Origin of the sequence: Phenylobacterium sp. (genome assembly GCF_046463815.1) — a bacterium.
Taxonomy (GTDB): Bacteria; Pseudomonadota; Alphaproteobacteria; order Caulobacterales; family Caulobacteraceae; genus Phenylobacterium.
Window position 1 is genome coordinate 1 of record NZ_JBKBRO010000033.1, and the last position, 23966, is coordinate 23966.

Here is a 23966-nt window from a genome sequence, read left to right on the forward strand (position 1 = left end):
ACAAGCTCAAGCACTTCCGTCGCTTCGCCACCCGCTACGACCGCCGCGCCGACCACTTCCTCGCCTTCATCCACCTCGCCGCCATCATGCTCTGGCTACGCTGAATGTGGATTCGTCCTAGGCGGTGCGCCCACGGCTTGACGGGACCCGAGTTCTCCCGTCGATGATAGCGGTATCAGCGCGCCCGGCTCCATGAGGCGCCGCGATCGGAGGAACTCCCAGATGCGGACACCGGCCCTGCCCCGGCGCGCGGCCTTGCTCGCCGCCGCGGCCCTGCCCTTCGCCGGCGCGGCGGCGGCCCAATCGGCGCGACCCGATGGCGGCCGCATCGACCGCGTGCTGGCGGGGTTCGTCGCGGCCGGACGCGTCGCGGGCGCCTCGGCCCTGATCTGGCAGGATGGCCGTGAGCGCTACTTCGGCGCTCACGGCTTCGCCGACCGCGAGGCGGGGCGGGGGATGGCGCGCGGGACCCTGGCCCACATCTACTCCATGACCAAGCCGGTGACCGGCGTGGCGCTGATGCAGCTCTGGGAACAGGGACGGTTCGGCCTGGACGATCCGCTCGCCCTCCACCTGCCGGAGTTCGCCGATGTCCAGGTTCTGGAGAAGGGCCAGACGGGAGCGCTCGTCCGCCGGCCGCCAGCGCGGCCGATCACGGTGCGCGACATCCTGCGGCACACGGCGGGGTTCTCCTACGGCTCCGGGGACGCGCCCGCCGACGCGGCCTGGCGCGCGGACGATCCCTTCATGGCCTCCGCGAACCTTACGGAGTTCTCGCGGCGGGTGGCCGCCCTTCCCCTGGTGTTCGATCCCGGCGCGGAGTGGCGCTACAGCGCCGCGGTGGACATCCAGTCGGCGCTGATCGAGCGGCTGTCGGGAATGGCCTTCGAGACCTATGTGGCGCGCAACGTCTTCCAGCCGCTCGGCATGGCCAAGACCGGCTGGCGAGCGGCGGAGGGGGCGACGCCCGCGACCATCTACTCGCCGGGGCCCGGCGGCGGGCTCGTCCCGCAGCCCCGACCGGTCTTCCGCTTCGCCAGCGGCGGGGCGGGCCTGATCAGCACGCTCGACGACTACATGCGCTTCGCCCGGATGCTCCTGGGCGAGGGAAGCCTGGACGGGACACGCATCCTGAAGCCCTCGACGGTCCGCCTGATGGCCACCGACCACCTGGACCCCCGGATAACCGAGCGGCTGTTCCTGCCGTCCAAGGGCTCGGTGGGCTTCGGCATCGACTTCGCGGTTCGTACGGCCCAGCCGCGCAGCCCCGACGAGAACCGGGGCGCGGTGGGGGAATTCTTCTGGGACGGCTACGCCACCACCCTTTTTTGGGTCGATCCGGCCAACCGGCTGGCGGCGGTGTTCTTCGTCCAGAAGACTCCCTTCGACGGGACCCTGCACCGGGATTTCCGCGCCGCCGTCTACGGCCCGGACTATCTCGGCCCCAAGGGCGACTGAGCCGCCTCGCCAAGCCGCGCCCGAAGCGGCACTATCGGCCCGCGAAGCCCCTTCAAGGGCGGAAGTCGGGGACGGGATAAGCGTATGTGGCGTGTGGCGTTCGTGGCGCTTTCGGTGGCCGCGCTGGCGGGGTGTCAGCGGCCCGTGGTCCAGGCTGAAGCCGCTGCGGCCTGCCCCGCCCAGCCTGTCGGCGAGGTTGCGCTGGCCGGCGGCGAGTTCATCCAGGGCGCCCAGCCGCTTCGGCCAGAGGAAGGGCCGCCGCGCAAGGTGCGCGTGGGCCCGTTCAGCATCGACCGGACCGAGGTGACCAACGCCCAGTTCGCAGAGTTCGTGAAGGCCACCGGCTACGTCACCCTGGCCGAACGCGCGCCGGACCCTAGGCTCTATCCCGGCGTCGATCCCAAGACGCTGAAGCCGTCGTCCATCGTCTTCGTCGGCGCCGAGGCCGACCCGCGCAAGGCCGACCCCAGCCGCTGGTGGAAGGTGGTCGAGGGCGCCGACTGGCGCCATCCGCAGGGGCCGGGCAGCTCGATCAAGGGCAAGGACCGCGAACCGGTGGTGCAGATCGCCTACGAGGACGCCTTGGCCTATGCGCGCTGGCGCGGCCGCGACCTGCCCACCGAGGCCGAATGGGAGTTCGCCGCGCGCGGCGGCCTGACGGATGCCCGCTACGAGTGGGGGAACGAGCCCTCGACCCAGCAGCATCCGCGCGCCAACCATTGGCAGGGCGCCTTCCCCGCCCTCGACACCGGCGCGGACGGCTACCGCATGAAGCCGGCGCCGGTGGGCTGCTTCCCGCCGAACGGCTACGGCCTCTACGACATGGCCGGCAATGTCTGGGAATGGACGAACGACTGGTACCGTCCCGGTCTTTCGCCGGAGGGCGACGGCCCAGCGGCCGCCGACGCCTATGATCCGAACGACCCGGCGGCGGCTGGCCAGCCCAAGCACGTGATCAAGGGCGGCTCGTTCCTCTGCGCCGACGACTATTGCTTCCGCTATCGCCCGCCGGCGCGCCAGCCGGGACCGCCCGACACCGGCGCCTCGCACCTGGGCTTCCGGACGGTGAAGCGCCTGAGCGCGCCGCCGCCCGGTCCCTAGCGGTCGGCCCCCAGGCAGCGGCGCCCGGACACAAAAACGCGGGGTACAGAAACGAAAAAGGACCGGGAACCCCGGTCCTTTCAGCGTCTTGCGATGGTACCGCCCCCCCGGATCGAACGGGGGACCTCCAGAGCCACAATCTGGCGCTCTAACCAACTGAGCTAGGGCGGCATGTCGCGAGCGCATGCTTCTAGTCGCGCCGGACGGCCGGATCAAGCGCCCGTCACGGTTCGAGCAGCGGTTTGCGGTAGCGCCTGGAGCCCATGAGTTCCCGGCCGTCGCGCAGGCGGACCACGAAGTCGCCAGAGGGCTTGGAGACCACCTCGTCCACCGCGCCGCGCCGCACGAGCCGCGATCGGTGGATGCGTACGAATCCGGCGTCAGCCAACTGCCGCTCCAGGCCCGACAGCGAGGTGCGGTGCAGGACGGAGGTCGCCGCCCGGTGAAGCTCGACGTAGTTGCCGGCCGCCTCCACCCAGTCGACCTCGGAGAGCGGAAGGAAGCGGCGCCTGGCTCCGTCGCGCACCTCGAGCACGTGCGGACCCGCCTCCTGCGGAGCACGGTTCCGCTCGCGCAGCATCCGCCAGCCCACGTAGAGCGCCACGAAGACCGCGTAGACGGGCAGGTCCTGACGCAGCTCGTACGGCCATTCCTTGAACGGCAGGAGGGGGTCGTATGTCTCGCCCACCAAGCGGTAGATCAGGCCGCGCAGCGCCCCCATGGCCAGGACGTGGACCAGCGACACCCCCAACGCCGCGACGATGTGGATCGGAATCCAGCGCCGGAACGGCGCGTCGACCGGCCAGGCGCGCCGGGTGATCCACAGAAGCCCGGGCAGAAGGGCGATGAGGACCAGCGCGCTCGTGCCCTCCCACACCGCCGGCTCCCACAGCGGCAGGGGGCGGCCGATCCGGGCGCGTTCGTCCAGGGTGTTGAAGGTGTTGAAGGTCGTGATCGCCACGGCGGCCAGGGCGGCGACGGCCAGGAACAGCCGGTCCCCGGCGCCGTCCGTCCCGCGGACCCCACCATTCGTCACATTCGGACTGGCGTCCGTCACGGGCGTTCCGCCGCCCGAACCATGCCGCTCGCGCGCCGCGCCGCTCCCGCGGCAGCTTCGCCGGCGACCATCATCCTGGAGTCCGCCAATGTCCCACCCCGCCACACGGCGCTACGACCTCGACACACTGCGCGTCGGCGCCTTCCTGCTGCTGATCCTCTACCACCTCGGCATGTTCTACGTGCCATGGGGCTGGCACGTGAAGAGCACGCACATCACCCCGGCCCTGGAACCCTGGATGGGGGTGCTGAATCCCTGGCGCCTTTCGCTGCTCTTCGTGATCTCCGGGGTGGCGACGCGGTTCATGCTGGCCAAGATGGCGCCGGGCGCGCTGGCCGCCCAGCGATCGCAACGCCTGCTGATCCCGCTCGTCTTCGGGATGCTGGTCGTCGTCGCGCCGCAGAGCTGGGCCGAAGTGGTCGAGAAGAACGGCTACACGGGAAGCTTCCTCGACTTCTGGCCGCGCTATCTCTCCTTCGACCAGAGTTTCGGGATCATCCTGCCGACCTACAACCATCTCTGGTTCGTGGCCTATCTCTGGCTCTACACGGTCATCGCGCTCGGGGCGGCGCCCCTGATCCCAGCCCTGGACCGGTGGGGCGGACGGCTCCTGAGGGGCGCCGGCCTGTTCCTCGTCCCCGCCCTGCTGTTCGGCCTCTATAGGGCGACGGCGCATCGCGCCTGGGGCGAGACGCACGTGCTCTGGGCCGACGGTTACGGACACCTCCAGTATGGCACGGCCTTCCTCCTGGGCCTTCTGCTGGGCGCCCGCGACGAGGCCTGGTCGGCGTTCGAGCGGTGGCGCGCGCCGGCGCTGGGCGCCGCAGCCGGCCTGCTGGCCTTGGGGCTCTACCTGCGGGCTCGCGGGGTCGAGGACATGCCGGGCCCTGCCGGAGCGGGTTTCGCCATCCTGCGCGAGGCCTATGCCTGGGCGGTGATCTGCGCCCTCTTCGGCTACGCCCGACGCTACATCCGCCGGGGCTCGCCACTGCTGACCACCCTGAACGAGGCGGTCTTTCCCTTCTACATCGTCCACCAGACGGCGATCGTGGTGACGGGCCACCTTCTGAAGCCGCTGGGCCTGCCCGTGCTCGCCGAGGCCGGAGCGATCCTCGCGGTCACGGTGGCGAGCTGTCTGGGCGCCTACGCCCTGGCCCGCGCGATCCCGGCCCTCCGGCTCCCCCTCGGCCTCAAGCCCGCCCCGCGCCGGACCGCCGCGGCGCCGGCTCCGGCGGAATAGCGGGCAAAGAAAAAGCCCCGGTCGCCTTGGCGACCGGGGCCCTTCCGTCTTTGGTTCGTCAGCCTCAGCCCTTGGGCAGCTGGAAGCGGATCGGGATCCGCACCGTGCCGCCGTCGACGGGCTGGCCGTCTCGGGTCTGCGGACGCATCCGGAACAGCCGGCTCATCCGCAAGGCAGCGTCGCCGAAGCCCATGTCGGCCGGGGTTTCCGACGCGACCGAGCAGTTCTCCAGCGTACCGCGAGCATTCACGGTGCAGCTGATCGTGGCGCTACCTTCGACTTCCATCCGCTGGGCCCGGTCCGGATAGTACCGTTGCAGGTCCTCGCCGGACGGACGACGCAGCCAGTCGGGATTGGTGATCACCGACGGACGCGGCGGCTCCGGCGGCGGAGCGCGCGGCGGTTCGGGCGTCTCGATCCGGCGCTCGACCGGCGGGACCGGCAGAGGCGGGATGGAGGGCACGTCCGGCACGGCCACCGGAGGCCTCGGCTGCAGCTTGGGCGGCGGCGGCGGCGGCGTGTTCGGCGGCGGAGGCGGCGGAGGCGGCGGCGGAGGCGGCGGGACCGGTTTGACGATCGCGACGTCCGTCACCTCATCCGAGTACTCCTTGTACTTCGGCTCGAAGCGGGTCTTCCAGAGGTAGATCCCGAGGGCCGCGTGCACGACGACCGACAACGCGATCGCGACCGTCACGCCCTTGCTACGCTTGGGCTTGGGGTCATCGAACGGGTTGTGCCTGACGTGGACGGCCTCGTTAGGTGATGTCTCAGCCATGGGTCACCACCTAGTTCTGATCTTCGCCGACCAGGGCCACGCTGTAGAACCCGTTGTCCTGCAGCATGTTCATAACGCCCATGAAGTCGCCGTAGAGCACGTCCTTGTCACCCCGGATGAAGATCCGCTCCTTGGTGGGATTGCGGCTCTCACCGAGCTGCGAGCGGAGGTCATCCCCCAGGGTCGCCAGATCAGTCCGGCGATCCTGGATGTAGATGTTCCCGTTCGGCTGGATCGAGATGTAGACCGGTTTGGGCGGGTTCGTGCCCGGCGGGGCGACGGCGGGCGGCAGAGCCACCTTGACCGTCACGGCCGCCATAGGCGCGGCCACCATGAAGATGATCAGAAGAACCAGCATAACGTCCACGAAGGGTGTGACGTTAATCTCGGCGTTCTGCTCTTCCTGATAGCGATCCGCCCCCCCGGAACTCGAGAGTTTGGCGGCCATCTAACTTAGGCTCCCTTGTCGAGCTGGCGAGAGATGGCGTTCAGCAGCTCAGCCACAAAGCCTTCCGTGCGGGCGCCGTAGGCCGAGATCCGCGTCTGGAAGAAGTTGTAGAAGATAACCGACGGGATGGCGGCGAACAGGCCCAGACCGGTGGCGAGCAGGGCCTCGGCGATGCCGGGGGCCACGACGGCCAGGTTGGTCGTGTTCGTATTCGCGATGCCGATGAACGAGTTCATGATCCCGTAGACGGTGCCGAACAGGCCGATGAAGGGGCCGTTCGAGCCGACCGAGGCCAGGAACTGCATGCCGCCCGAGAGGCGACGCGACAGAGCGGCCTGGACCGCGCCGACCGCAGCTTGCGCCCGCATCAGCGTGGTGTCGCGGTGATCGCCGGTGATCGACAGGCCCGCCTGACGGGACAGTTCGATCTCCTGGGCGGCGGCCGCGGCCATGTCGGCGAGCGGGTTGCCGTCGAACTCTTCCGACATCGCGATGCGGTTCATGTCGTTGATCGACTTCGCGCCGCGGAAGTTCTCGAGGAAGCTGTCGGTGACCCGGTTCAGAGCCCGGAACTCGAGCATCTTGGTCACCAGGATGGTCCAGGTGAACACCGAAGCCAGCACCAGGCCGATCATGATGACCTTAACGACCGGGTCGGCGTCCATGAACATCGTACCGACGTTCAGCTTGCCGGCGTTCTTCATTTGAGGGGGTTCGGCGGCCTCGGCGGCGGGCGCCGCGGCCGGAGCGGCCGCATCGGCGGCGGGAGCGGCCGGGGCCGCAGCGGCGTCGGCGGCGGGCGCAGCGGGGGCCGCAGCCTCCTGAGCGAACGCCGGCGCGCTCGCCATCAGCGCAACGGCGCCGACGAGAGCGATGAAGGGAGTCTTCAGTTTGTTGTCGAGCATCTGTCGCCAGTTCCTGGTTGGTCTAGCACGATTGGCCGAAGGGTCGTCGCGCGAGAGCGTCTCCACCCTAGTTGAAACATGCCCGGCGCCCAGACGCGTTCATACGCCAGGACGCCAGAGCCGCTGTCGCTGCGCCCGACCCGGAACGCGTACTCCCAACTAGGTGTGGGAATTGGCGTTACGAAGGCGGGCGACTTCGAACTCCCCGCGAGGAAACCGAAGTCTTACCGCTTTGTTAGACGTGCGGCCCGGGTCCTTTGGCAACCCCTTATCGAAGCGTCAAGGGGCAGAAGCTTGCTCTGAAGTGCGAAATTATTGCGTCAGCCGGCCGGATTGTGCGGTGCACACTTGTAGTGCGACGGACGCCTGCCGTTTCACCACGAAGGCGCGCGTTTTGCTGCTGCAACGCAGCAATCGGCCGAACCGAGGTCTTGGAACGGGGTGTTGGGAGGAATGAAGGGGAAGTGGTGCCTGGGGGCGGATTCGAACCACCGACACGCGGATTTTCAATCCGCTGCTCTACCAACTGAGCTACCCAGGCTTAGGCCGCCCGCGCGGGAGCCGCGTCTATAGAAGAGCCGATCCGGGAAGTCCAGCGAGGCCGCGTGAGGTTTTTCGGGGGGCTTCAGTCCTCGGCCTGATCCTTGTCGGGAAGGCTCTCGTCCTCGCTCGCCGGAACCGCATAGACGCCCGCCAGCCAGCGTTGGAGATCGACGTCCGCGCAACGCTTCGAGCAGAACGGACGATAGGTCGGATCGACGGGCTTGCCGCAGATCGGGCATCCCGGCTTGCTCATGTCCGCGCCACCTCCAGCGCGTCGCGGCCTCGACCGACCGAGGCCGTGATGATGAAGCGGGCGCCCAGGCGCCCCGCCAGGGCCTCCACCAGGGGACGGGCGACGTCGGCGACGTCCGGGTCGCAGACGGCCTCGATGCGGCCACCCGGATTCGCCTCCCCTTCGGCCTGCATGCGGCGCACCAGACGCTGGGCAAGCGTCCGGTCACTGAGCGCGCCGTCCTCCCGGCAGAGGAGTTCGGCGAGCGGGCGAATCCGACGGGGCAGCGAAATCTCCATGGTTCCGAAACGTCCGACCGGACCGATCGCCACCCCGGGGTTATCGGGACCGAAGGCCGCGCGCGCGGCGGTCATCAGTGCATTGCCGTCATGGCCGCGGCCCACCAAGTCAAGGATCACAAGGCCACCGAGGCCCTTCAGGCGCAGCAGCCGCGCAGCCTCCTTCAGGGCCGCCAGATTGGCCTGCCGCGTCACCCGTTTGGCGTCGGAGCCCTTGCGCTCGCCGAGATCGACGTCGATGGCCGTGAGTGCGCGGGTGGGTTCGATCGCCAACGTTCCGCCGCCAGGCAGCGGGTGCAGGACCTCGAGCGCCTCGGCCTCGGCCTCGTCGGCGACGTCTCTGGCCTCGCGGCCTTCCACGACCTCCGCATCCCGGGCGAACGCCCGGAGCGCCTCCAGGGGATCGGGCGCGGCCTTCAGCAGCCTCGGCGCGCCGGCCGCCTCCCCGATCAGGCGGCCGATGGCCAGCTTGCCCCGGCGCGGCTCGGCGCGGATCTCGATCTCCACCATCGCTCCCCGGACCGGTCGTCCGCCCGGCTTGAACGGAAGGATCGCCTGGGCCCCGTCGCCGAGGTCGAGGAAGGCGGTGGCCAAGGCGGGCTCGACGCTTTGCACGCGCGCGGCCGCCCGCGCGCCGAGGATCAGTCGGGGCTCGGCGCCATCACGCCGGATCAGCAGGCGCTCGGGGCGGTCATCCAGGGTGACGACGCCGCGTGTCTCGCCGATCCCGCGATCGAGGTAGATGCGCCGCCCGCTCATGGCAGCCGGTATCCCAGGCCGCTCAGGAGATTGGCTGTTTCATAGAGCGGCAGACCCACCACGCTGGAATAGGAACCCTGCAGGTCGATCACGAAGGCGCCCGCGCGGCCCTGCACGGCGTAACCGCCCGCCTTGCCCAGCCCCTCGCCCGACCGGACGTAGCTCTCGATGTCTCGCAGCGAGAGCCGCTTGAAATGGACTCGGGTCTCCACAAGCCGGGTCGCTGCGCGGCTGCCGGGCGCAATGGCGGCGACACCGGTGAGCACCCGATGATTCCGGCCTGACAGCAGCGCAAGGCAGTCGACGACCTCCTGGTCGCTCTCGGCCTTTGGAAGGATTCGCCGGCCCAGCGCGACCACCGTGTCGGCGGCGATCACGAACGCCTCTGGCTGGCGTGTGGCGACACCGGCGGCCTTGGCCGCGGCCAGCCTCACGGCGAGCCGTCGCGGCGTCTCTTTGGCTTGGGGGGATTCGTCCAGCTCGGCGGCGTCTATGGCGTCGGGCTCCAAGCCGATCTGGCGCAAGAGGTCGAGCCGCCTAGGGCTTGCGGAAGCCAGGACGAGGCGCTGCGACGCGGGCGGCAAGGCGGCGTCCCTCGCGCCGGTCAGCGGACGCGGAAGGTGATGCGGCCCTTGGTGAGGTCGTACGGAGTCATCTCGACCAGCACCTTGTCTCCAGCCGACACGCGGATGCGATTCTTGCGCATCTTGCCGGCCGTGTGGGCGATGATCTCGTGATCGTTCTCGAGCTTCACGCGGAACGTGGCGTTCGGCAGCACCTCGCTGACCGTGCCCGGAAACTCAAGCAGTTCTTCCTTCGCCATGCAGGCTCCCCTGGACGGGCCTAAAACGAAGGCTCGCGCCCCAGGAGCAGCGAGCCGGATTCCTCGCCAATAATATACTGCGGCAGGCGGCGGAAGGTCGATGAGGGCTCAAGGGCCGAAACGCTCCGCGATCCGCGCAGCCAGCGCGTCGCGGACGTCTCGAAAGGCCTGAAGGCGCGATTCCCGCGAGCCCTCGAAAAGGGTCGGGTCCATGATCGGCCAGTACTCAATATCGGCGGCCCGTCCCCGGGCCATCTCCACCGCCCGATGCTGAGCCTCGGGCGTCAGGGAAATCACCACATCGAAGGAGTCGTCGTCCAGGTCGTCGAAGGTCTTGGGCCTGTGGGCTGAGAGGTCGCAGCCGATCTCGCGCATGACCTCCAGCGCCATCGGATCGACCTGCGCCTCCCCGTCGCCGGTCTCCAGGGTCTTCAGTCCGCAACTGTCCACGAATATCCGGTCGCCCATGAGCCGCCGCAGCAGGGCGCAGGCCATGGGCGAGCGCACCCGATTGAGGTTGCAGGCGAAAAGTACCGCGTCGGGCAGGCGTACGCCGGACTTGGGAGACATCGTTCGGCTCAGCCCCGCCAGTGCAGCGCGCAGATGAGGGTGAACAGCCGTCGAGCGGTGTCGATGTCGGTCTCGACCTTGCCCGCGAGCCGCGTCCTCAGGAGCTCGGACGCCTCGTTGTGGAGGCCGCGCCGCCCCATATCCAAGGCCTCGATCTGGGCCGGGGTCGAGTTGCGGATGGCCTGGTAATAGCTCTCGCAGATCATGAAATAGTCGCGGATCAGGCTCCGGAAGGGCGACAGCGACAGGATGTGCCGGCGCTCGTAATCCGGGCCCTTCACGTCGAGGACGAGCCGATTCTCCAGCAGTCCCATGCGCAGGTCATAGGGACCGCCCTCGGCGCCCTCAGGATGGAAGTAGTTGTCTTCGAGGAGATCGAAGATGGCGATCTGGCGCTCCTGCTCCTGATCGCGCGAAACCGCCGCGAGCGACTCTTCGTCGAGCTCGACACTTTGCAGGCGGTGCTTCTTGCGCGCGTCGTCGGCCATGTGGTCCGGGCGGAGGGTGCGAGGCCGAGCTTTATTTCAAAGTGGGGGCCCGCGTCATCCCGCACCTGCGAACTTGTGGCCAGGATATGAAAAAGACGCCCGGCGCGCGAGGCGCCGGGCGTCGACTGTTCAAGGGGATCAGTAGCTCGCGTAGCGGTAACCCGCCGGCCGAACGAAGTCGCCGCGGACGTAGCCGACCCCGACGCCGCCCTGCCCCACCAGGATCCAGTCCGTGCCGCGCACGGCGGCCAGCGCCTCGAAGCGCTCGCCGGCCCGCATGCGGCCCACCCTGGCCGAACTGGTGGTCGGGGCGGCCCGCAGGTTCACGCCGCTCGTCGCCACGAAGGCCTCGCCGACCCTGTTGTAGCGGGCGGGAGCGATATCGGACGAAAGGCGGTAGCCGCCGTGGGTGTAGGTCCCGGCGTTGCGAACGCGGTCCTTCTGCATCTCGCAACCGATGGCCGAACCGGCCGCCGCGCCGGCGCCGGCGCCGACCACGGTCTCGAGACCGGGCTGGCGACCACCCACCTTGTTGCCGATCAGGCCTCCCACCATGGCGCCCAGCACCGCGCCGACCTCCTGCTTGCCGCCTGGGGCGGAGCAGCCGGTGACGCCGGCGGTCGCCTGGGACGCTCCCGTGAGCGCCAGGGCGCCGGCGAGAACGGCCGCGGCCACGCCGCCGCCGAGGGTCTTGGTGATCGAAGTGCGCATGAGAACCTCCGTCCTTCGCGTTGACCTGATGCGAAGGTACGGAGGCAAGCCTGAACGGGCTCACAGCCCGGCGGTCAGCTATGGTTCAGCTTTCCGAGCAGCGGCTCAGGCCTTGGCCTGACCCAGGCGGACAGCGGCTGAGCGAGCGTGCGCCGGCAATCCCTCTGCCTCCGCAAGCGCGATCGTCGCCGGAGCCAGCCTCGCGAACGCGGCAGGATCGCATTTCACCAGCGAGGTGCGCTTCAGGAAATCATAGAGGGATAGGCCCGAGGAGAATCGCGCTGCGCGGCTGGTCGGCAAGACGTGGTTGGAACCCGCCACATAGTCGCCCACCGCCTCGGGGGCGTGACGCCCCAGGAAAATGGCCCCGGCATGCCGCACCCGATCGGCCAGCTGCTCCGGCTCGTCGACCGCGAACTCCACGTGCTCGGGCGCGATCAGGTCGACGAGGGGCGGACTCTCGCCCAGCGGCGCGATGACGATGGCCCCATGATCGCGCCAGGAGGCCGCGGCGGCCTCCCCGGTGGACAGGGTCTTCACCTGCTCCTCGACCGAAGCCGCCACCTTCTCGGCGAAGGCCTGGTCATCGGTGATGAGGATGGATTGGGCGGCGGGATCGTGCTCGGCCTGGGACAACAGATCCGCCGCGATCCAGTTCGGATCGTTCGCGCCGTCCGCCACGACCACGATTTCCGAAGGTCCGGCCAGGGCGTCGATGCCCACGACGCCGTAAACCCGGCGCTTGGCCGCGGTGACGAAGGCATTGCCGGGTCCCACGATCTTGTCGACCGGCCTGATGGGACCCGCCCCGTAGGCGAGCGCCGCCACAGCCTGGGCGCCCCCCACACGCCAGATTTCGGTGACGCCGGCCGCTTGGGCTGCGGCCAACACCGCCGGCTGCAAGCGGCCCGGCGGCGTCACCATGGCGATACGGCCCACGCCGGCGGCGGCGGCGGGCACGGCGTTCATCAGCACGGTGGAAGGATAGGCGGCCCGCCCCCCCGGCACGTAGATTCCGACCGCATCCAGCGGCGTCCAGCGCCACCCCAGCTCAACGCCGGCGTCGTCAACGAAGCGCTGGTCGGCCGGACGCTGGCGCTCGTGATAGGCGCGGATGCGGTCCGCGGCGAAGGCGATGGCGTCGCGCACGTCCCGCGGACAGGCCCTGGCGCCCGCCTCAATCTCGTCGACGCCTACGCGCAGGGTCGCCTCGGTGAGCTCGACCTTGTCGAAGTCACGGGCGTAACGCAGCAGCGCCGCCAATCCGTTCGAACGGACCGCGGCCAGCACGTCGCGGACGATGGCGTCCACCTCCTCCGGCGTCTCGCGACGCTCGGCCACGAAGGCGGCGAAGTCGGTCTGAAAGCCCGGATCGGAGAAGCGGAAACGGCGCATGGCGCGCCTCTTTAGCGGCGCACGGCCCGTTGCGCCATGCCGCTCAAGCTTCGTGGCCCGGCGTGCGGGGTGTCGGCCACGGCTGGGAGACGTCGGCCAGCACCGCATCGACGCATTCCACCTCGGCGCGGATATCGCCGCCGCCCGCCAGGCTCAGCGTCACTATGCCGCCCGGCGGGTCCTTGGGTTCGAAGGTGAGCGCCAGCAGTTCGATTACCGCCGCGGGCCGGTCACGACGGACCTTGCGGGCCTGAACCTTGAGCACGCCGCCCAGCTGGAGGGCCGAGCGGATCCGCTGCCGCCCGCCCGCTTCCCAGCGGAATCGGTTGAAGGCGATGGTCAGGCGGCGGGCCTTGGGCTCGAAGCTGATGTCGCCCACCTTGGCCACGGCGTCCTGCAGGGCGGCCGACACGATCGCCAGATCGTCGGCGTCCTGGGCCAGCAGGCGAAGGGGTGCGGCGTCGGCCATGCTCACTCCTCCTCGGCTCCGCCCTCGCCTTTCAGGCGGCGGATGTTCGCGCCGCACGCGCCGAGCTTCTCCTCCAGCCGCTCGAAGCCGCGGTCCAGATGGTAGACACGGTTGACCACCGTCTCTCCGCGGGCGGCGAGCCCCGCGATCACCAGGCTGACCGAAGCCCGAAGGTCGGTGGCCATCACCTGCGCGCCTTCCAGCGCCTCGACGCCCCGCACGCGAGCTTCCCCGCCGTGCACCGTGATGTCCGCCCCCAGGCGGCGCAGTTCCGGCGCGTGCATGAAGCGGTTCTCGAAGATGGTCTCACGGATGACGCTCTCGCCGTCGGCCAGGGTCATCAGTGCCATGAACTGCGCCTGAAGGTCGGTGGCGAAACCGGGGTAGGGATCGGTCTCGATGTCGACGGCTTTCAGCCGCTCGGGGCCACGCTTCACGGTAAGGCCATCATTGTGCGAGGTCACCTCGACCCCGGCCTCGACCATCTTGTCGATCAAGGCCTGGATGAAGTCGCTGCGGGTCCTGGTCAGGCGCACCTCGCCCCCCGCCATGGCGGCGGCCAACGCGTAGGTGCCGGTCTCGATGCGGTCCGCGAGCACCGCATGGGTCGCGCCTGACAGGCGTGCGACGCCCTGGATCTGGATCTCGGACGTGCCCGCGCCGCTCACCTTCGCGCCCATCTTGTTCAGGCAGATGGCGAGGTCTTCGATCTCGGGCTCGCAGGCGGCGTTGCGGATCAGAGTGTCGCCTTCCGCGAGCACCGCCGCCAGCAACGTGTGCTCGGTGGCGCCCACCGAGACGAATGGAAATTCGATCTCCCCTCCCTTCAGCCCCCGCGGGGCTTGGGCGTATACATAGCCCTCGTGGAGGTCGATCCGCGCGCCGAGCGCCTCCAGGGCCTGCAGGTGCAGGTCGACGGGCCGCGCGCCGATGGTGCAGCCGCCCGGCAGGGAAACCTTGGCCTGTCCCGAGCGCGCCAGCAGCGGCCCCAGCACGTTGAACGAGGCGCGCATCTGCCGGACCAGGTCGTAGGGCGCGAAGCCGCTGACGATTTCCCGCGTGGTGAGGAGGGTCTCCGGCCCGTCCGCGCCGTCCAATTCCACGACCTCGGTCCCGAGCCGCTGAAGCAGCTTCCCCAGGAAGCGGGTGTCCGCCAGGCGCGGCATGTTGGTGAGCCGCAACGGATCCTCGGTCAGCAGGCTGGTCGCCATCAGCTTGATGGCCGAGTTCTTGGCGCCGCTGATCGGGATTTCCCCCTTCAGCCGCGCGCCGCCGACGATGGCGATGCGGTCCAATCCGAATCCTTCGCAGCACTCAGGGCCGCGCGGAGCCGCGGTCGCCTTGCCGGATATCTAACGCGCGCACGGATCGGCGCAATGGCTGTCAGTCGGCGCCGGGCTCACGCGGGGGCTTCGTGGACGCCGCCGGACGAGGCGCGGCCTTTCGGCGGCGCAGATTCGCCCTCAGCGCCTCGGCCAGCTTGGCCTCCTTGGGGTCGGGCGGCCTCTTTCCGGACTTGTCCTTGGGGTCCATTTCCGATGGGGTGCGGCGAGGCGTGAGCCGCGTCAAGCGACTTGGCATTCGATTGGGGCTTCACGAGCCGCGCGAGGCCCGCTATAGCGCGCGCCTTCGGTTTCGCCGCCGTAGCTCAGTGGTAGAGCGCATCCTTGGTAAGGCTGAGGTCGGCAGTTCAATCCTGCCCGGCGGCACCATCTTCGGAGAAGGCGTCCTGACCTCAGGTCCGGACGCCTTTTTCATTCGGGAGATGGAACCGGACACGGCGATCTGCGAAGGCTTCCATAGAATTCCGCCCGGGTGATATTGGTCGGGAGAATCGCCTCGGGACTCGCGAATGGCCTTCACCGCCTTCCATGATCAGCGGATGATAGCATCCGGCGCACTGTCGGACGTGGCCCAGGCTGTGGAGGTCGCGGCCGGCCCCTCGCCCTCCGGCGTCCTGATCTTCGACGACGCCACAGGAAGGCCGGTGGATATCGATTTGCGGTCGGGTGCGGATGCAGCGGTCGCCGCCCACGAGACCAAGACCCTAGGGCCGGCGCCGGAGCCGGCCCGTAGCGGCCCAGGGCGCCCCAGGCTCGGCGTCGTCGCCCGCGAGGTCACCCTCCTTCCACGTCACTGGAAATGGCTGTCCACCCAGCGAGGCGGCGCCTCCGCCGCCCTGCGCCGCCTCGTGGAGGAGGCTCAGCGCGCCGGCGCGCCGGCCGACCGCGCCCGGATGGCGCAGCAGGCCCTGCACGGGGTGCTCACCGTCCTGGCGGGCGATCTGCCGGGCTATGAGGAGGCTCTGCGCGCGCTCTACGCGCGGGATGACGACCGCTTCGACGCGCTGGCGGGCGCATGGCCGGCCGACATCGCCGCCTATGTGTCGCGCCTGGCGGAGGCCGAGCGGTCGGCGCGTGCGTCCTAACGCCGCTTTACAGGCCTCCGCGCCTCCTCCTCCAGGGCGTGTTCGGCCTCGTGCGTCTCGACTGCCAGTCGGCGGGCGGCGTCGCAGGCCGCGATCTGGGCGCCTCGCGTCGCATATCCGATCTCCAAGTCAGAAAGCGTCGGCCGCTCCGGCAGGAGGTGGATCTCGCATGTCCTCCGCGCTTCCGGCGGCGTCTCGATCCGCGGGGCAGCCGGCAAGATCGGCGATGAGGCACAGCTGGTGATCGTGGGCGCGCAGGCGAGCAGCCCGATCAGGGTCCAAAGGCGCATGGGCGTCCTCCGAGGTCATGGCGTCTTGGGTGAAGGGAACGAGGGTCCGGGCGGCGGCTTCGCGTTGGCGGACGACCACTTCGACCCGCTGGGCGCTCGCCCGTTCGGCCCGGGCCTCCAGGCCGCTCGTGCGCGCCTGAACGAGCGCAGCCTCGGTCCGGGCGCGTTCCCGGGCGGCGCCTTCCAGCCGCCCCTTCCAGTAGAGGCCGGTGAGGGTGGCGAGCGCGACCACGGCGCTGGCGAGTCCGGCGATCAGGCGCGGGCTCACGACCGCAGCCCCAGTTCGTAGCCGCCGCCCGGCCGCTTGGTCAGCACCTGCCGGCGCAGGCGCGGGTCGAAGGAGATGTGGGTCCAGCCGCCCTCCTCGATCAGTTGGTCGAAGGGAATGGCCGATCCGGCGATCGCCCGGCAGACGTCACGGGGATCGCCATAGCTCCAGCAGTTGAAGTCCACGGCATGGCCGGTCAGGTGGGCGGAGGTCCTGGCCCCGCCGACGGCCCGGTTCAGCTCCGGCGAGCGGTAGCCGCTGGACACGGTGATCACCCGGTCGCCCAGCAGGCGGCGGACCTGTTCCATCCGGGCGGCGGTCGTCCTCAGCGTGGCCACGATGTCGGGCGGCGGGATGTTGTCGATCTCGCGGTGTTGCGTGCACGCGAGCTCTTCCAGCCCGAAGTGGGCTGTCAGCTTGGTCGGCATGTTGGAAATCCTTGGAATGTGGACCTAGTCGGTCCCGCGCCGCGCGGCGGCGGCGAGCTTGGCCCAGTCGGTCACGGTGGCGCCTGAGAGGTAAAGGGTCGCCATGACCACGTTGGCCCCGATCAGGGCGAGGCCGATCCACTTCAGCGCGGCGGGGTCGTCGATGCGCCAGACGATGGCCATGACGCCCGCGCTGTTCAGCAGGGTTGCGGCATAGGTGTAGATGCGCCGGAAGAGCCAGCGCACCTCAATAGGCGGAGACATCGGCGACCTCTCTCACGGCGGCGGCGCGCATGGCTTCCAGGTGATCCAGACGCGCGGCGTTGGCGCTCCAGACCTGGGCCAGCGCCCAGGCCAGGAGGGCCGCCACCATGGCCCATGAGCGGCCCTTCAGCCCTTCCACCGCCCGCAGCGTAGTGGTCGCTGTCGCCTTGATCTCCACCAGTCGCTCCTCGCAGCGGGCTTCATGGTCCGCCAGCCGTTGCTCCAGCGCGGCGAGGCGTTCAGATGGGGTGGGCATCACGCAGGCCTCCCGGCGCTGACGTCGACGCCGATCGTGGTGCTCTTGCCCTTGGTCTTCTGCGTGCTGTCGGTCTGCTCTCCCGTGAACAACCCGATCGGTAGACCGTTGAGCGCCGCCACGATCTGCTGGGTGGTCGTGAACGGCGCCTGCCGCTGCTGCTGGTCGACATTGCGCAATGCATCACCCACCTGCGCCTGGGTGGCGATGTTGGCCCGCTGGTTGGCTTCGAAGTCCCCTGCCAGTCCCGCCAGTTGCGCGCCGGCGCGCAGCCGCTGGTCCTGGCCGGCCATGTATTGGCCGACCCGCTGGTTCCAGTCCTGCAGCTGAAGCTGGGCGTTCAGGGCGTTGGCCTGCTGGCGGCGGTCGGCGTCCTGGTTCGACAGCGCCGTTCCCCGCTGGAATGCCTGGTCCCGCAGGTTGGCGCTGGTGGTCGCGCGGCCGCGCAGGATCGCGTCCTCGGTCATCGACCGGGTGAGCGCCGAGCCGGAGCCGCCGAAGGCGCCCGAGCCGGCAAGTTCCAGGTCCTGCTGGGCCCGCGTCTGACCCGCGCCGAAGTCGTAGTCGGCCAGCGCCGTGTCCACGACATCCTTGGTGTATGGGCTCATGTAGGCGTCGAGGTTGGAGAGCAGGCTTTCGCTCTGCACGTTCGCACTCGGCGCCCGCATGTAGCGATCGAGCCATTGCGTGTTCGCCACGCCGCGGGTCAGGTCGATGCCCCCCTCGTAGTTCCAGGTCTGCCCGCTTAGGTTCTGAGCCCCGACGCCGGCCTGGTTCTGCAATCCATGCACGGGCGCGACGGCGCTCTGCGGATCGATGTTCAGGAGGCCGCCGACGCGTCCGGCGACCCCTTGGGTGAGGTTCGACGCCCACTCCGGCACGACAGGCGTCCGGGTGGAGTTGGTGGTGGTGTTCGAGGTCGTCTTCGTCTTGGACGCCGACCCGCCGATCTTCAGGCTCATCCTAGAGTTCCTTTGCGACTACGCGCGCCAACGGCGCATATCCTTCGCGGGCCAGCGCCCGCTCCCATCCCGGCCGCCCGACGATCAGCACCCGCCGGCATCCGGCCGTCCGCGCCCAGGCTTCCGCGGCCGGCCGAAGCCGCCGCACGAGTTCTTCGAGGTTTCCGCCCGCCAGCCAGATGAGCAGCCGGCGCTCCAGCGGCTCGTCTTCGACCAGCGTCACCATGGCCGACCGGTCGCCGGCCCAGAGCTGGGCCTCGCCGGCCTCGATCATCCCGGCGACATGTTCGAGCGCATGCGTCCGCCCGGCGTGCGCCAGGGCGGCGTCGATGAAGGGCGCGCACCGCGCCCAGTCCAAGCTCATCGCCGCCCGGCCGGCACGACGTCGAACATCGGCTTGCCGATCCGGCACCGGGTCGGCGCGCTCTCGCCGGCGATCCGCACGCGGAACAGGCGCCCGCTCGCCAGGAAGTCCGCCTTGGTTTCTCCTGGAGCCATAGGCGGCGCAGTCGCCGTCTGGGCGTTTCCTTGGGGCGTGAACCGCGCGGTGAGGCTCACGCTCACCGGCCCGATCTGGTCTTTGAAATCCGGCCACAACTCCCGGACGAGAAACGTGCTCTCGGGATCGAGCAGGCTGTCCGCCGTCTCGATGAACCACGGGAAAGCCTGCCCGTCCGCCGTATGACCTCGCTCGTGGTGGAAGACGGCGCCGTCCGGATCGACGCCCAGGGGGTAGAGGCTGGGCCCGGCGTCCACGAACGCCGTCCGGGCCATCACGCCCTTGTGCCAGGCGCCGGCGTCCTCGCCCCCCAGGGCGAGCGCCACATATCGGCTGTTCTCGAAGCCGTCGCGCCCGTCTGGGTAGTCGAACCGGACTTCCGAGAACTCCGCGTTGGACGACGCCACGATCTTGTCGCCCTGGCTGGCGGCCAGGTTGTCCGCGAACTCCGTGCGGATCGGACAGCCGACGGGCGTCGCCGCGCCCCCGATGCTGTAGCTGTAGAACTGGCGGTCGGGGCTGATCCAGAAGGCCGTCTGGCCCACCACGACGGCCGCGTTCGGACCAATGAGACCGCAGTTGCGTCCGATGCGGTCGAACCGCCAGGGCTGCGCCAGCGAGCCGACGTAGGACCCCAGGAACAGGTCCTTGTCGGTCCAGACCAGCATGTAGGGGCCGATCATCCGCCCCGCCACGATCCGCCCGCCGCCGGTCAGCACGTACTCGCGCGAGGTCGAGCCCGAAGCCGCCGTGCTCCACTCCGTGTTGTTCCGGATCGAGCTGTGCCGGATGCACATGGGATTGAAGGTCCCGGACGCCTCCTCGTTGCAGCCCAGCGCGAACAGCATGTACCCGCCGTTCATGGGCGCCACGAGCGCATAGGTGACTTGCGGCGGCGCATTGGCGATGGCGAGCGCCCGGCTAGCCGGATCGTTGCGCCATTCGTAGAGGCCGCCTCCCCGCGGATTGGCGATCAGGTGCTGGCCCCAGGCGTCGAAGCTCCAGGTCCGCGGATAGTATTCGGCGGTCGCTTCCGTCGTTCCATAGGGCCCGCCGCCGTAGGCGCCGGTGCCGAAACCGATGCTGCTCGTGCCGTGCTCGGGGCCGACGGGCAACTCCGACTGGCGAACGACGCGGATCGCCGCACCGCCGCCTGCGCCCGACGCGCTCGCCGTGTCCGCCGCGCCGGCCACGAAGGTGTAGGTGTTGGGATCGACGACCGTGATCTCGCGCACGCCGTTGAGGTTCGCCGCCTCCAGCCCATTGAATGTTTCAGCGCCCGAGAGCTTCACCTCCTGCCCTGTCGTCAGGCCGTGGCCGATGTGGGCGACCGTCACCACGCCCGACCCGCTGGCCGTGGTCAGGGGGTCGCCGCCGAGGACCGCGACGGGCCCGAACGGCGTGATGTCGAAGAGCTCGTCGCCCTTCCAGAGTTGCAGCTTCTGGTTCGTCCCGAAGGCGATGTTCAGCAGGGCGCCGTTGTCCTTCCATGGGAAGACCGTCCGGCAAACGCCCGTCAGCGCGCCGTCGATCAGCCGCTCCCAGCCGCCGATCACCTGCGGCAGGCCCAGGCGGAAGCGGACGTTGGAACCGTCCGCCCAGTGGCCGGCTCCCGCCTGCGAGGTGTCGTCGCCGAGCAGGCCCGGCGGCAGTTCGAGGGGAATGCGCATGTCGATTTCTCTGTGATAGGGGACCGGCATGGAGTCGGTTCGGGACGATCTCGCGGCGCTGGGCGCGCGCTACCAACGGGGGCAGGCTCTGCTCGCCGCGGGCCGCTATGCCGAGGGATGGCCGCTGTTCGAAGGGCGGGAACGGCTTGCGCCGGGCCTCATCCCTCCCGGCCCCCGCTCCTATCCGGAATGGCGGGGCGAACCCCTGGGCGGACGCTCGATCCTGGTGTGGGTGGAGCAGGGGTTCGGCGACCAGATCATGCTGGCCAGGTTCGCTCAGGTCCTGAAGGAGCGAGGCGCGGGCAAGGTCACCCTCGCCTGTCGTCCCCAGACCGTCGCCTTGCTGGCCACCGCGCCGGGCGTCGACGAGGCGCTGTCGATTCCGGTCAACGCGTCGGTCGCGGTGGATCGGCATGACCTTTGGACCCGATATTTCTCATTGCCGCTGCATGTCGGCGCCACCCTCGAAAACCTGCCCACCGCCCCGTATCTCGCGGCGCCGGCGGATCGCCTGGAACGCTGGCAGGACTATCGCGGCGTCGGGTTCGTGTGGCGAAGCAGCCCCACCGGCGTGAACGCGGCGCGCAAGACCATCCCGGACGACCTGGCCGACCGCATCCTGGACCTCGGCGCGATCAGCCTGCATCCCGAGGACACCGGGGCCGGCGACTTCGCGGATACCGCGGCGATCATCAGTCGCCTCGACGCCGTGGTCGCCGTGGACACCGCCGTCGCTCACCTGGCCGGCGCCATGGGCAAGCCGACGTTCATCCTCCTCGCCGAACCGGCCGACTGGCGGTGGCTGACGGGCCGTGAAGACAGCCCCTGGTATCCGACCGCTCGCCTGGTCCGCCAGTCCCGCGCCGGGGACTGGAGCTCCGCCGTGGAACGCGTGGCGGCCGAACTCCGGTGAGCGGCTACGACGCCGTCGAGGCAGCGTTCCGGCGCGGCCGCGCCGGCCATCTCGCCGGCCGCCTGGCCGAGGCCGAGGCGGCCTATCTGGAGTGTCTGGCTCTGGAGCCGGCAAACCCCGCTGCGCGCTATGGCCTGTCGATCCTGCTGCTCGCCGCCGGCCGCTACGCCGAAGCCTGGCCGCTGTACGAAAGCCGGCGCCAGGTCCTTCCTCGCGCGGCGATCCCGCCGATCTCAACGCCCGTCGAATGGAGCGGCGACAACCCCCGCGGACGGCGGATAGCGGTCGTGGCGGAACAGGGCCTGGGCGACCAGATCATGTTCGCGCGTTACCTCCCTGCGCTCGTCGCCCGGGGGGCGAACGTCGTGATCGCCTTGGGCATGGGGAACCTCAAGACCCTCTTCGAGCATCAGGGCTTTGAGACGACCGGCATCTATCGGGGCGGGGAGATCCCGGGCGTAGACGCCTGGACCTACTTCGGTTCGCTGCCCTTTCGGCTGGCAATGGACGCCCCGCCCGCGCCGGAATTCCTCGAACTGCCGATGGCGCCCGGCGGCGGCGTGGGGGTCATCGCCACAGGAAACCCGCTTCACCCGAATGACGCCAACCGAAGCTTGCCGCCTCCATTGGCGGATCGGCTCCGAAGCCTTGGACGAGACCTCTCGCCCTCCGCGACCGGCGCCGCCGACTTCATGGACACCGCCCGCATCGTCGCCGGACTGGACCTCGTGGTCGGCGTCGACACCTCCGTCGTCCACCTGGCCGGAGCCATGGGCAAACCGTGCTGCGTGCTGTTGCCCCGGGAAGGACTGGATTGGCGCTGGAACGACGGGGTGCGGTCGGACTGGTATCCGAAGTTCAAGCTCTTGCGCCAGGCCACCGCCGGCGATTGGAACCTGCCACTGCGACAGGTGGCCGAGGCCGTGGCGGAGCGACGCGTCTAGGACGGCGACGCCTCGGCCATTTGGCGCCCATGCGCGACGGGCGGATTGCGCGTGCGCGAGCGATGCTCGCTGTGGTAGAAACGCGGTATGCAAGCTTTGGCCCAGGCGGTGCGGCATGCCACCGCCTTAGAGTTGTCCGGCGCGCGGGCCGCTGCCGAAGAGGCGTGGCGGGCAATCCTCGCTTCCGACCGGGAGAGCCCGTGGGCTCGTTATGCCCTGTCGCATCTCTTGATATCGCGAGGAGCTGATCGCGAAGGGTGGGCGCTCTACGAGTCCCGCCTGGACATTCCAGACCTAAAGATCGGCCGCCTGCCCCCGGTATACCCGATGTGGCGTGGCGAACCGGTCAAATCCCTGGTCGTGCTCGGCGAGCAAGGCTTGGGCGATCAGATCATGTTCGCGCGATGGGTTCCCGCGCTGGCGCAACGCGGGATTTCCGTGACGCTGCTGGTTGATCCGGCGCTTGTCCGTCTCTTCGGGTCCATGCCGGCGAAAGTCGTCGCGGCGGCAGGGCCGGTCAGCCTGGGAGACCCGGACGCCTGGTGCCTGATCGGCTCCCTGCCGAACCTCGTCGGCCCCGTCATGGCGACGCCCTATCTCCCAGACGGTGAAGGAGGCGGCGGCGTTGGCGTGATGCCCGTTGGCTCGCCGAACCGCCCGAACGGTGTCGACCGGTCGCTACCACCTGACCTGGCCGCTGAACTGCGACGGATCGGCCGCGACCTGTCCCCCGAGGCCACCGGCGCACGCGACTTCGAAGACACCGCCGAGATCATCCGAAACCTGGATGTGGTGATCAGCGTGGACACTTCCGTCGCGCATTTGGCCGGAGCCATGGGCAAGCCCACCATACTCCTGCTGCCGCACCGCGCATGTTGGCGTTGGGGGGCGGAAGGAGAGCGTTCGCGCTGGTACTCTTCCATGCGAATTGTCCGCCAGCCTGCGCCCGGAGACTGGGCGTCGGTCGTCGATCAAGGGATAGCCCTTATCAGGACGATGACAGCAGCCCCGGCTGCGCCGGCGGCGCCACTCAGCATATCTGCACCGCCCTTGCCATTACCGCCCGGCAAGCCAGCCGCGCTGGTGGCGCCTCACGCCATGCCCCTATTGGGATCATGACACCGGACTGCCGAGCGGCGGATTGACATCGCTATGGAGGCCGGGAGTTCAACCGGCATACGCAAGCGGTTCTCCCTTTGGTAGGTGGGCGGAATGCAAAGTTTGGCTAAGTGGCCAACGCCGCGTCGGGCTGAACTTCGCCAAGCTGCCATGCGAGATGCATGAGGGGCCAAGCGGACAGCTTGCGCGTGAACGATCCATTCGCGCCTGACGGAGATAGATATGCTGGCGAGGACAGAAGCCTACGGACTTATCTTCGACTATCCGCCAGGCGATCTGGCCGTGGGGGCGTGCCTGAGTGAGTATGGCGAGTTTTCGTTGATGGGCATGACTCTGGCGTCACAGATTTCAAGGGGCGGCGGCTTCCTGGATGTTGGCGCAAACATTGGTGCTTTTGCTCTACCAGTATCTCGCGCGGCCCAGACGGTCGTTGCCATCGAGCCCCACCCCGGGTTGGTCGATATCCTCCAGCGCAACGTAGAGGCCAATGGCAGGACGAACATAAGTGTTGTTCGTGGGGCTGCCGGCGCTGTGGCCTGCCCCCGAGGGGTGATCCGGGTTCAATGTTAGTGGATGGCGTTTACTGACGCCACGGTTGGGGTGGGCGAGCGCGCGCCCTCCACAGCTGGCGCGCTCGCCCATGGCACGACGG

At 69.3% G+C, this 23966-nt stretch carries 29 protein-coding genes, 3 tRNA genes and 1 pseudogene; 10 read left to right on the forward strand and 23 right to left on the reverse strand.

Annotated elements, in window-relative coordinates; genetic code table 11:
• The 3 genes and pseudogenes from ACK4TT_RS17480 to ACK4TT_RS17490 form a co-directional block, all read left to right on the forward strand.
• Positions 1-104, forward strand: a pseudogene (locus tag ACK4TT_RS17480) (IS5/IS1182 family transposase); the annotation flags it as partial.
• 118 nt (positions 105-222) lie between these two features.
• Positions 223-1458: a serine hydrolase domain-containing protein gene (locus tag ACK4TT_RS17485; RefSeq protein ID WP_410213536.1), complete on the forward strand. Its 1236-nt coding sequence runs from the start codon at positions 223-225 to the stop codon at positions 1456-1458.
• 84 nt (positions 1459-1542) lie between these two features.
• Positions 1543-2559, forward strand: coding sequence for a formylglycine-generating enzyme family protein (locus ACK4TT_RS17490; protein ID WP_410213537.1), 1017 nt, complete (start codon positions 1543-1545; stop codon positions 2557-2559).
• A gap of 94 nt (positions 2560-2653) precedes the next feature.
• Here the strand turns inward: ACK4TT_RS17490 and ACK4TT_RS17495 are convergent.
• Both ACK4TT_RS17495 and ACK4TT_RS17500 read right to left on the reverse strand, forming a co-directional pair.
• Positions 2654-2730: transfer RNA gene (locus ACK4TT_RS17495), tRNA-His, on the reverse strand.
• A gap of 52 nt (positions 2731-2782) precedes the next feature.
• Entirely contained in the window at positions 2783-3616 is an 834-nt protein-coding gene (locus ACK4TT_RS17500) for a LytTR family DNA-binding domain-containing protein (RefSeq protein ID WP_410213538.1), read from the reverse strand.
• Positions 3617-3704: 88 nt separating this feature from the next.
• Here ACK4TT_RS17500 and ACK4TT_RS17505 point away from each other — a divergent pair, with 88 nt between their 5' ends.
• Positions 3705-4856: an acyltransferase family protein gene (locus ACK4TT_RS17505; protein ID WP_409641001.1), complete on the forward strand. Its 1152-nt coding sequence runs from the start codon at positions 3705-3707 to the stop codon at positions 4854-4856.
• Positions 4857-4920: 64 nt separating this feature from the next.
• On the opposite strand, the gene ACK4TT_RS17510 is transcribed toward ACK4TT_RS17505, so the two are convergent.
• The 14 genes from ACK4TT_RS17510 to murA form a co-directional block, all read right to left on the reverse strand.
• Positions 4921-5631, reverse strand: a complete 711-nt coding sequence (locus tag ACK4TT_RS17510) for an energy transducer TonB (protein WP_409640998.1) — start codon at positions 5629-5631, stop codon at positions 4921-4923.
• 10 nt (positions 5632-5641) lie between these two features.
• Complete coding sequence (locus ACK4TT_RS17515; protein WP_409640995.1) at positions 5642-6079, reverse strand: ExbD/TolR family protein; 438 nt, start codon at positions 6077-6079, stop codon at positions 5642-5644.
• A gap of 5 nt (positions 6080-6084) precedes the next feature.
• Positions 6085-6984: a tonB-system energizer ExbB gene (gene exbB / locus ACK4TT_RS17520; protein WP_409640993.1), complete on the reverse strand. Its 900-nt coding sequence runs from the start codon at positions 6982-6984 to the stop codon at positions 6085-6087.
• 465 nt (positions 6985-7449) lie between these two features.
• Positions 7450-7525, reverse strand: a tRNA-Phe gene (locus tag ACK4TT_RS17525).
• An 84-nt stretch (positions 7526-7609) separates the two neighbouring features.
• Positions 7610-7780 (reverse strand): DNA gyrase inhibitor YacG, encoded by a 171-nt coding sequence (locus ACK4TT_RS17530; protein WP_409640990.1) that lies wholly within the window; start codon positions 7778-7780, stop codon positions 7610-7612.
• Positions 7777-8817 (reverse strand): ribonuclease E/G, encoded by a 1041-nt coding sequence (locus ACK4TT_RS17535; RefSeq protein WP_410213539.1) that lies wholly within the window; start codon positions 8815-8817, stop codon positions 7777-7779. The genes ACK4TT_RS17530 and ACK4TT_RS17535 overlap by 4 nt, the downstream gene beginning before the upstream one ends.
• A complete protein-coding gene (locus ACK4TT_RS17540) occupies positions 8814-9401 on the reverse strand; it encodes a Maf family protein (protein ID WP_409640984.1) in 588 nt (195 codons plus the stop codon). The genes ACK4TT_RS17535 and ACK4TT_RS17540 overlap by 4 nt, the downstream gene beginning before the upstream one ends.
• 20 nt (positions 9402-9421) lie before the next feature.
• On the reverse strand, positions 9422-9640 hold the full coding sequence (infA, locus tag ACK4TT_RS17545; RefSeq protein ID WP_111458197.1) for a translation initiation factor IF-1: 219 nt from the start codon (positions 9638-9640) through the stop codon (positions 9422-9424).
• 108 nt (positions 9641-9748) lie between these two features.
• Entirely contained in the window at positions 9749-10210 is a 462-nt protein-coding gene (locus ACK4TT_RS17550; RefSeq protein ID WP_410213540.1) for a low molecular weight phosphatase family protein, read from the reverse strand.
• Positions 10211-10218: 8 nt separating this feature from the next.
• Entirely contained in the window at positions 10219-10698 is a 480-nt protein-coding gene (locus ACK4TT_RS17555) for a UPF0262 family protein (protein ID WP_409640978.1), read from the reverse strand.
• Positions 10699-10836: 138 nt separating this feature from the next.
• Complete coding sequence (locus ACK4TT_RS17560) at positions 10837-11409, reverse strand: SH3 domain-containing protein (RefSeq protein WP_409640976.1); 573 nt, start codon at positions 11407-11409, stop codon at positions 10837-10839.
• Positions 11410-11514: 105 nt separating this feature from the next.
• Entirely contained in the window at positions 11515-12804 is a 1290-nt protein-coding gene (gene hisD / locus ACK4TT_RS17565; protein WP_409640973.1) for a histidinol dehydrogenase, read from the reverse strand.
• A gap of 43 nt (positions 12805-12847) precedes the next feature.
• On the reverse strand, positions 12848-13273 hold the full coding sequence (locus ACK4TT_RS17570) for a DUF2948 family protein (RefSeq protein ID WP_409640970.1): 426 nt from the start codon (positions 13271-13273) through the stop codon (positions 12848-12850).
• Positions 13274-13275: 2 nt separating this feature from the next.
• Positions 13276-14568, reverse strand: coding sequence for a UDP-N-acetylglucosamine 1-carboxyvinyltransferase (gene murA / locus ACK4TT_RS17575; protein ID WP_409640967.1), 1293 nt, complete (start codon positions 14566-14568; stop codon positions 13276-13278).
• A 342-nt stretch (positions 14569-14910) separates the two neighbouring features.
• On the opposite strand from murA, the gene ACK4TT_RS17580 reads away from it, so the two are divergent.
• Both ACK4TT_RS17580 and ACK4TT_RS17585 read left to right on the forward strand, forming a co-directional pair.
• Positions 14911-14985 (forward strand) — tRNA-Thr (locus ACK4TT_RS17580).
• A 140-nt stretch (positions 14986-15125) separates the two neighbouring features.
• Positions 15126-15701: a DUF2239 family protein gene (locus ACK4TT_RS17585; protein ID WP_410213541.1), complete on the forward strand. Its 576-nt coding sequence runs from the start codon at positions 15126-15128 to the stop codon at positions 15699-15701.
• A gap of 129 nt (positions 15702-15830) precedes the next feature.
• Here the strand turns inward: ACK4TT_RS17585 and ACK4TT_RS17590 are convergent, their stop codons facing one another.
• The 7 genes from ACK4TT_RS17590 to ACK4TT_RS17620 are packed head-to-tail and all read right to left on the reverse strand — an operon-like array spanning position 15831 to position 20338.
• A complete protein-coding gene (locus ACK4TT_RS17590; RefSeq protein ID WP_409640961.1) occupies positions 15831-16259 on the reverse strand; it encodes a hypothetical protein in 429 nt (142 codons plus the stop codon).
• Positions 16256-16687, reverse strand: coding sequence for a D-Ala-D-Ala carboxypeptidase family metallohydrolase (locus ACK4TT_RS17595; protein WP_409640958.1), 432 nt, complete (start codon positions 16685-16687; stop codon positions 16256-16258). Before ACK4TT_RS17595 ends, ACK4TT_RS17590 begins: the two co-directional genes overlap by 4 nt.
• 24 nt (positions 16688-16711) lie before the next feature.
• Positions 16712-16951, reverse strand: a complete 240-nt coding sequence (locus ACK4TT_RS17600) for a hypothetical protein (protein ID WP_410213542.1) — start codon at positions 16949-16951, stop codon at positions 16712-16714.
• On the reverse strand, positions 16935-17207 hold the full coding sequence (locus ACK4TT_RS17605; RefSeq protein WP_409640951.1) for a hypothetical protein: 273 nt from the start codon (positions 17205-17207) through the stop codon (positions 16935-16937). The genes ACK4TT_RS17600 and ACK4TT_RS17605 overlap by 17 nt, the downstream gene beginning before the upstream one ends.
• Complete coding sequence (locus ACK4TT_RS17610; protein ID WP_410213543.1) at positions 17207-18169, reverse strand: hypothetical protein; 963 nt, start codon at positions 18167-18169, stop codon at positions 17207-17209. The genes ACK4TT_RS17605 and ACK4TT_RS17610 overlap by 1 nt, the downstream gene beginning before the upstream one ends.
• Position 18170: 1 nt before the next feature.
• Positions 18171-18527, reverse strand: coding sequence for a hypothetical protein (locus ACK4TT_RS17615; RefSeq protein ID WP_409640945.1), 357 nt, complete (start codon positions 18525-18527; stop codon positions 18171-18173).
• 2 nt (positions 18528-18529) lie between these two features.
• Entirely contained in the window at positions 18530-20338 is a 1809-nt protein-coding gene (locus ACK4TT_RS17620; protein ID WP_410213544.1) for a hypothetical protein, read from the reverse strand.
• Positions 20339-20366: 28 nt separating this feature from the next.
• Between ACK4TT_RS17620 and ACK4TT_RS17625 the strand changes: the two genes are divergently transcribed.
• The 4 genes from ACK4TT_RS17625 (at position 20367) to ACK4TT_RS17640 (ending at position 23884) form a co-directional block, all read left to right on the forward strand.
• Positions 20367-21251 (forward strand): glycosyltransferase family 9 protein, encoded by an 885-nt coding sequence (locus ACK4TT_RS17625; protein ID WP_409640940.1) that lies wholly within the window; start codon positions 20367-20369, stop codon positions 21249-21251.
• Entirely contained in the window at positions 21248-22195 is a 948-nt protein-coding gene (locus ACK4TT_RS17630) for a tetratricopeptide repeat protein (RefSeq protein ID WP_410213545.1), read from the forward strand. The genes ACK4TT_RS17625 and ACK4TT_RS17630 overlap by 4 nt, the downstream gene beginning before the upstream one ends.
• Positions 22196-22282: 87 nt before the next feature.
• Complete coding sequence (locus tag ACK4TT_RS17635; protein ID WP_410213546.1) at positions 22283-23314, forward strand: glycosyltransferase family 9 protein; 1032 nt, start codon at positions 22283-22285, stop codon at positions 23312-23314.
• Between the two features lie 327 nt (positions 23315-23641).
• Complete coding sequence (locus tag ACK4TT_RS17640) at positions 23642-23884, forward strand: FkbM family methyltransferase (protein WP_410213547.1); 243 nt, start codon at positions 23642-23644, stop codon at positions 23882-23884.
• Positions 23885-23966: the final 82 nt, after the last annotated feature.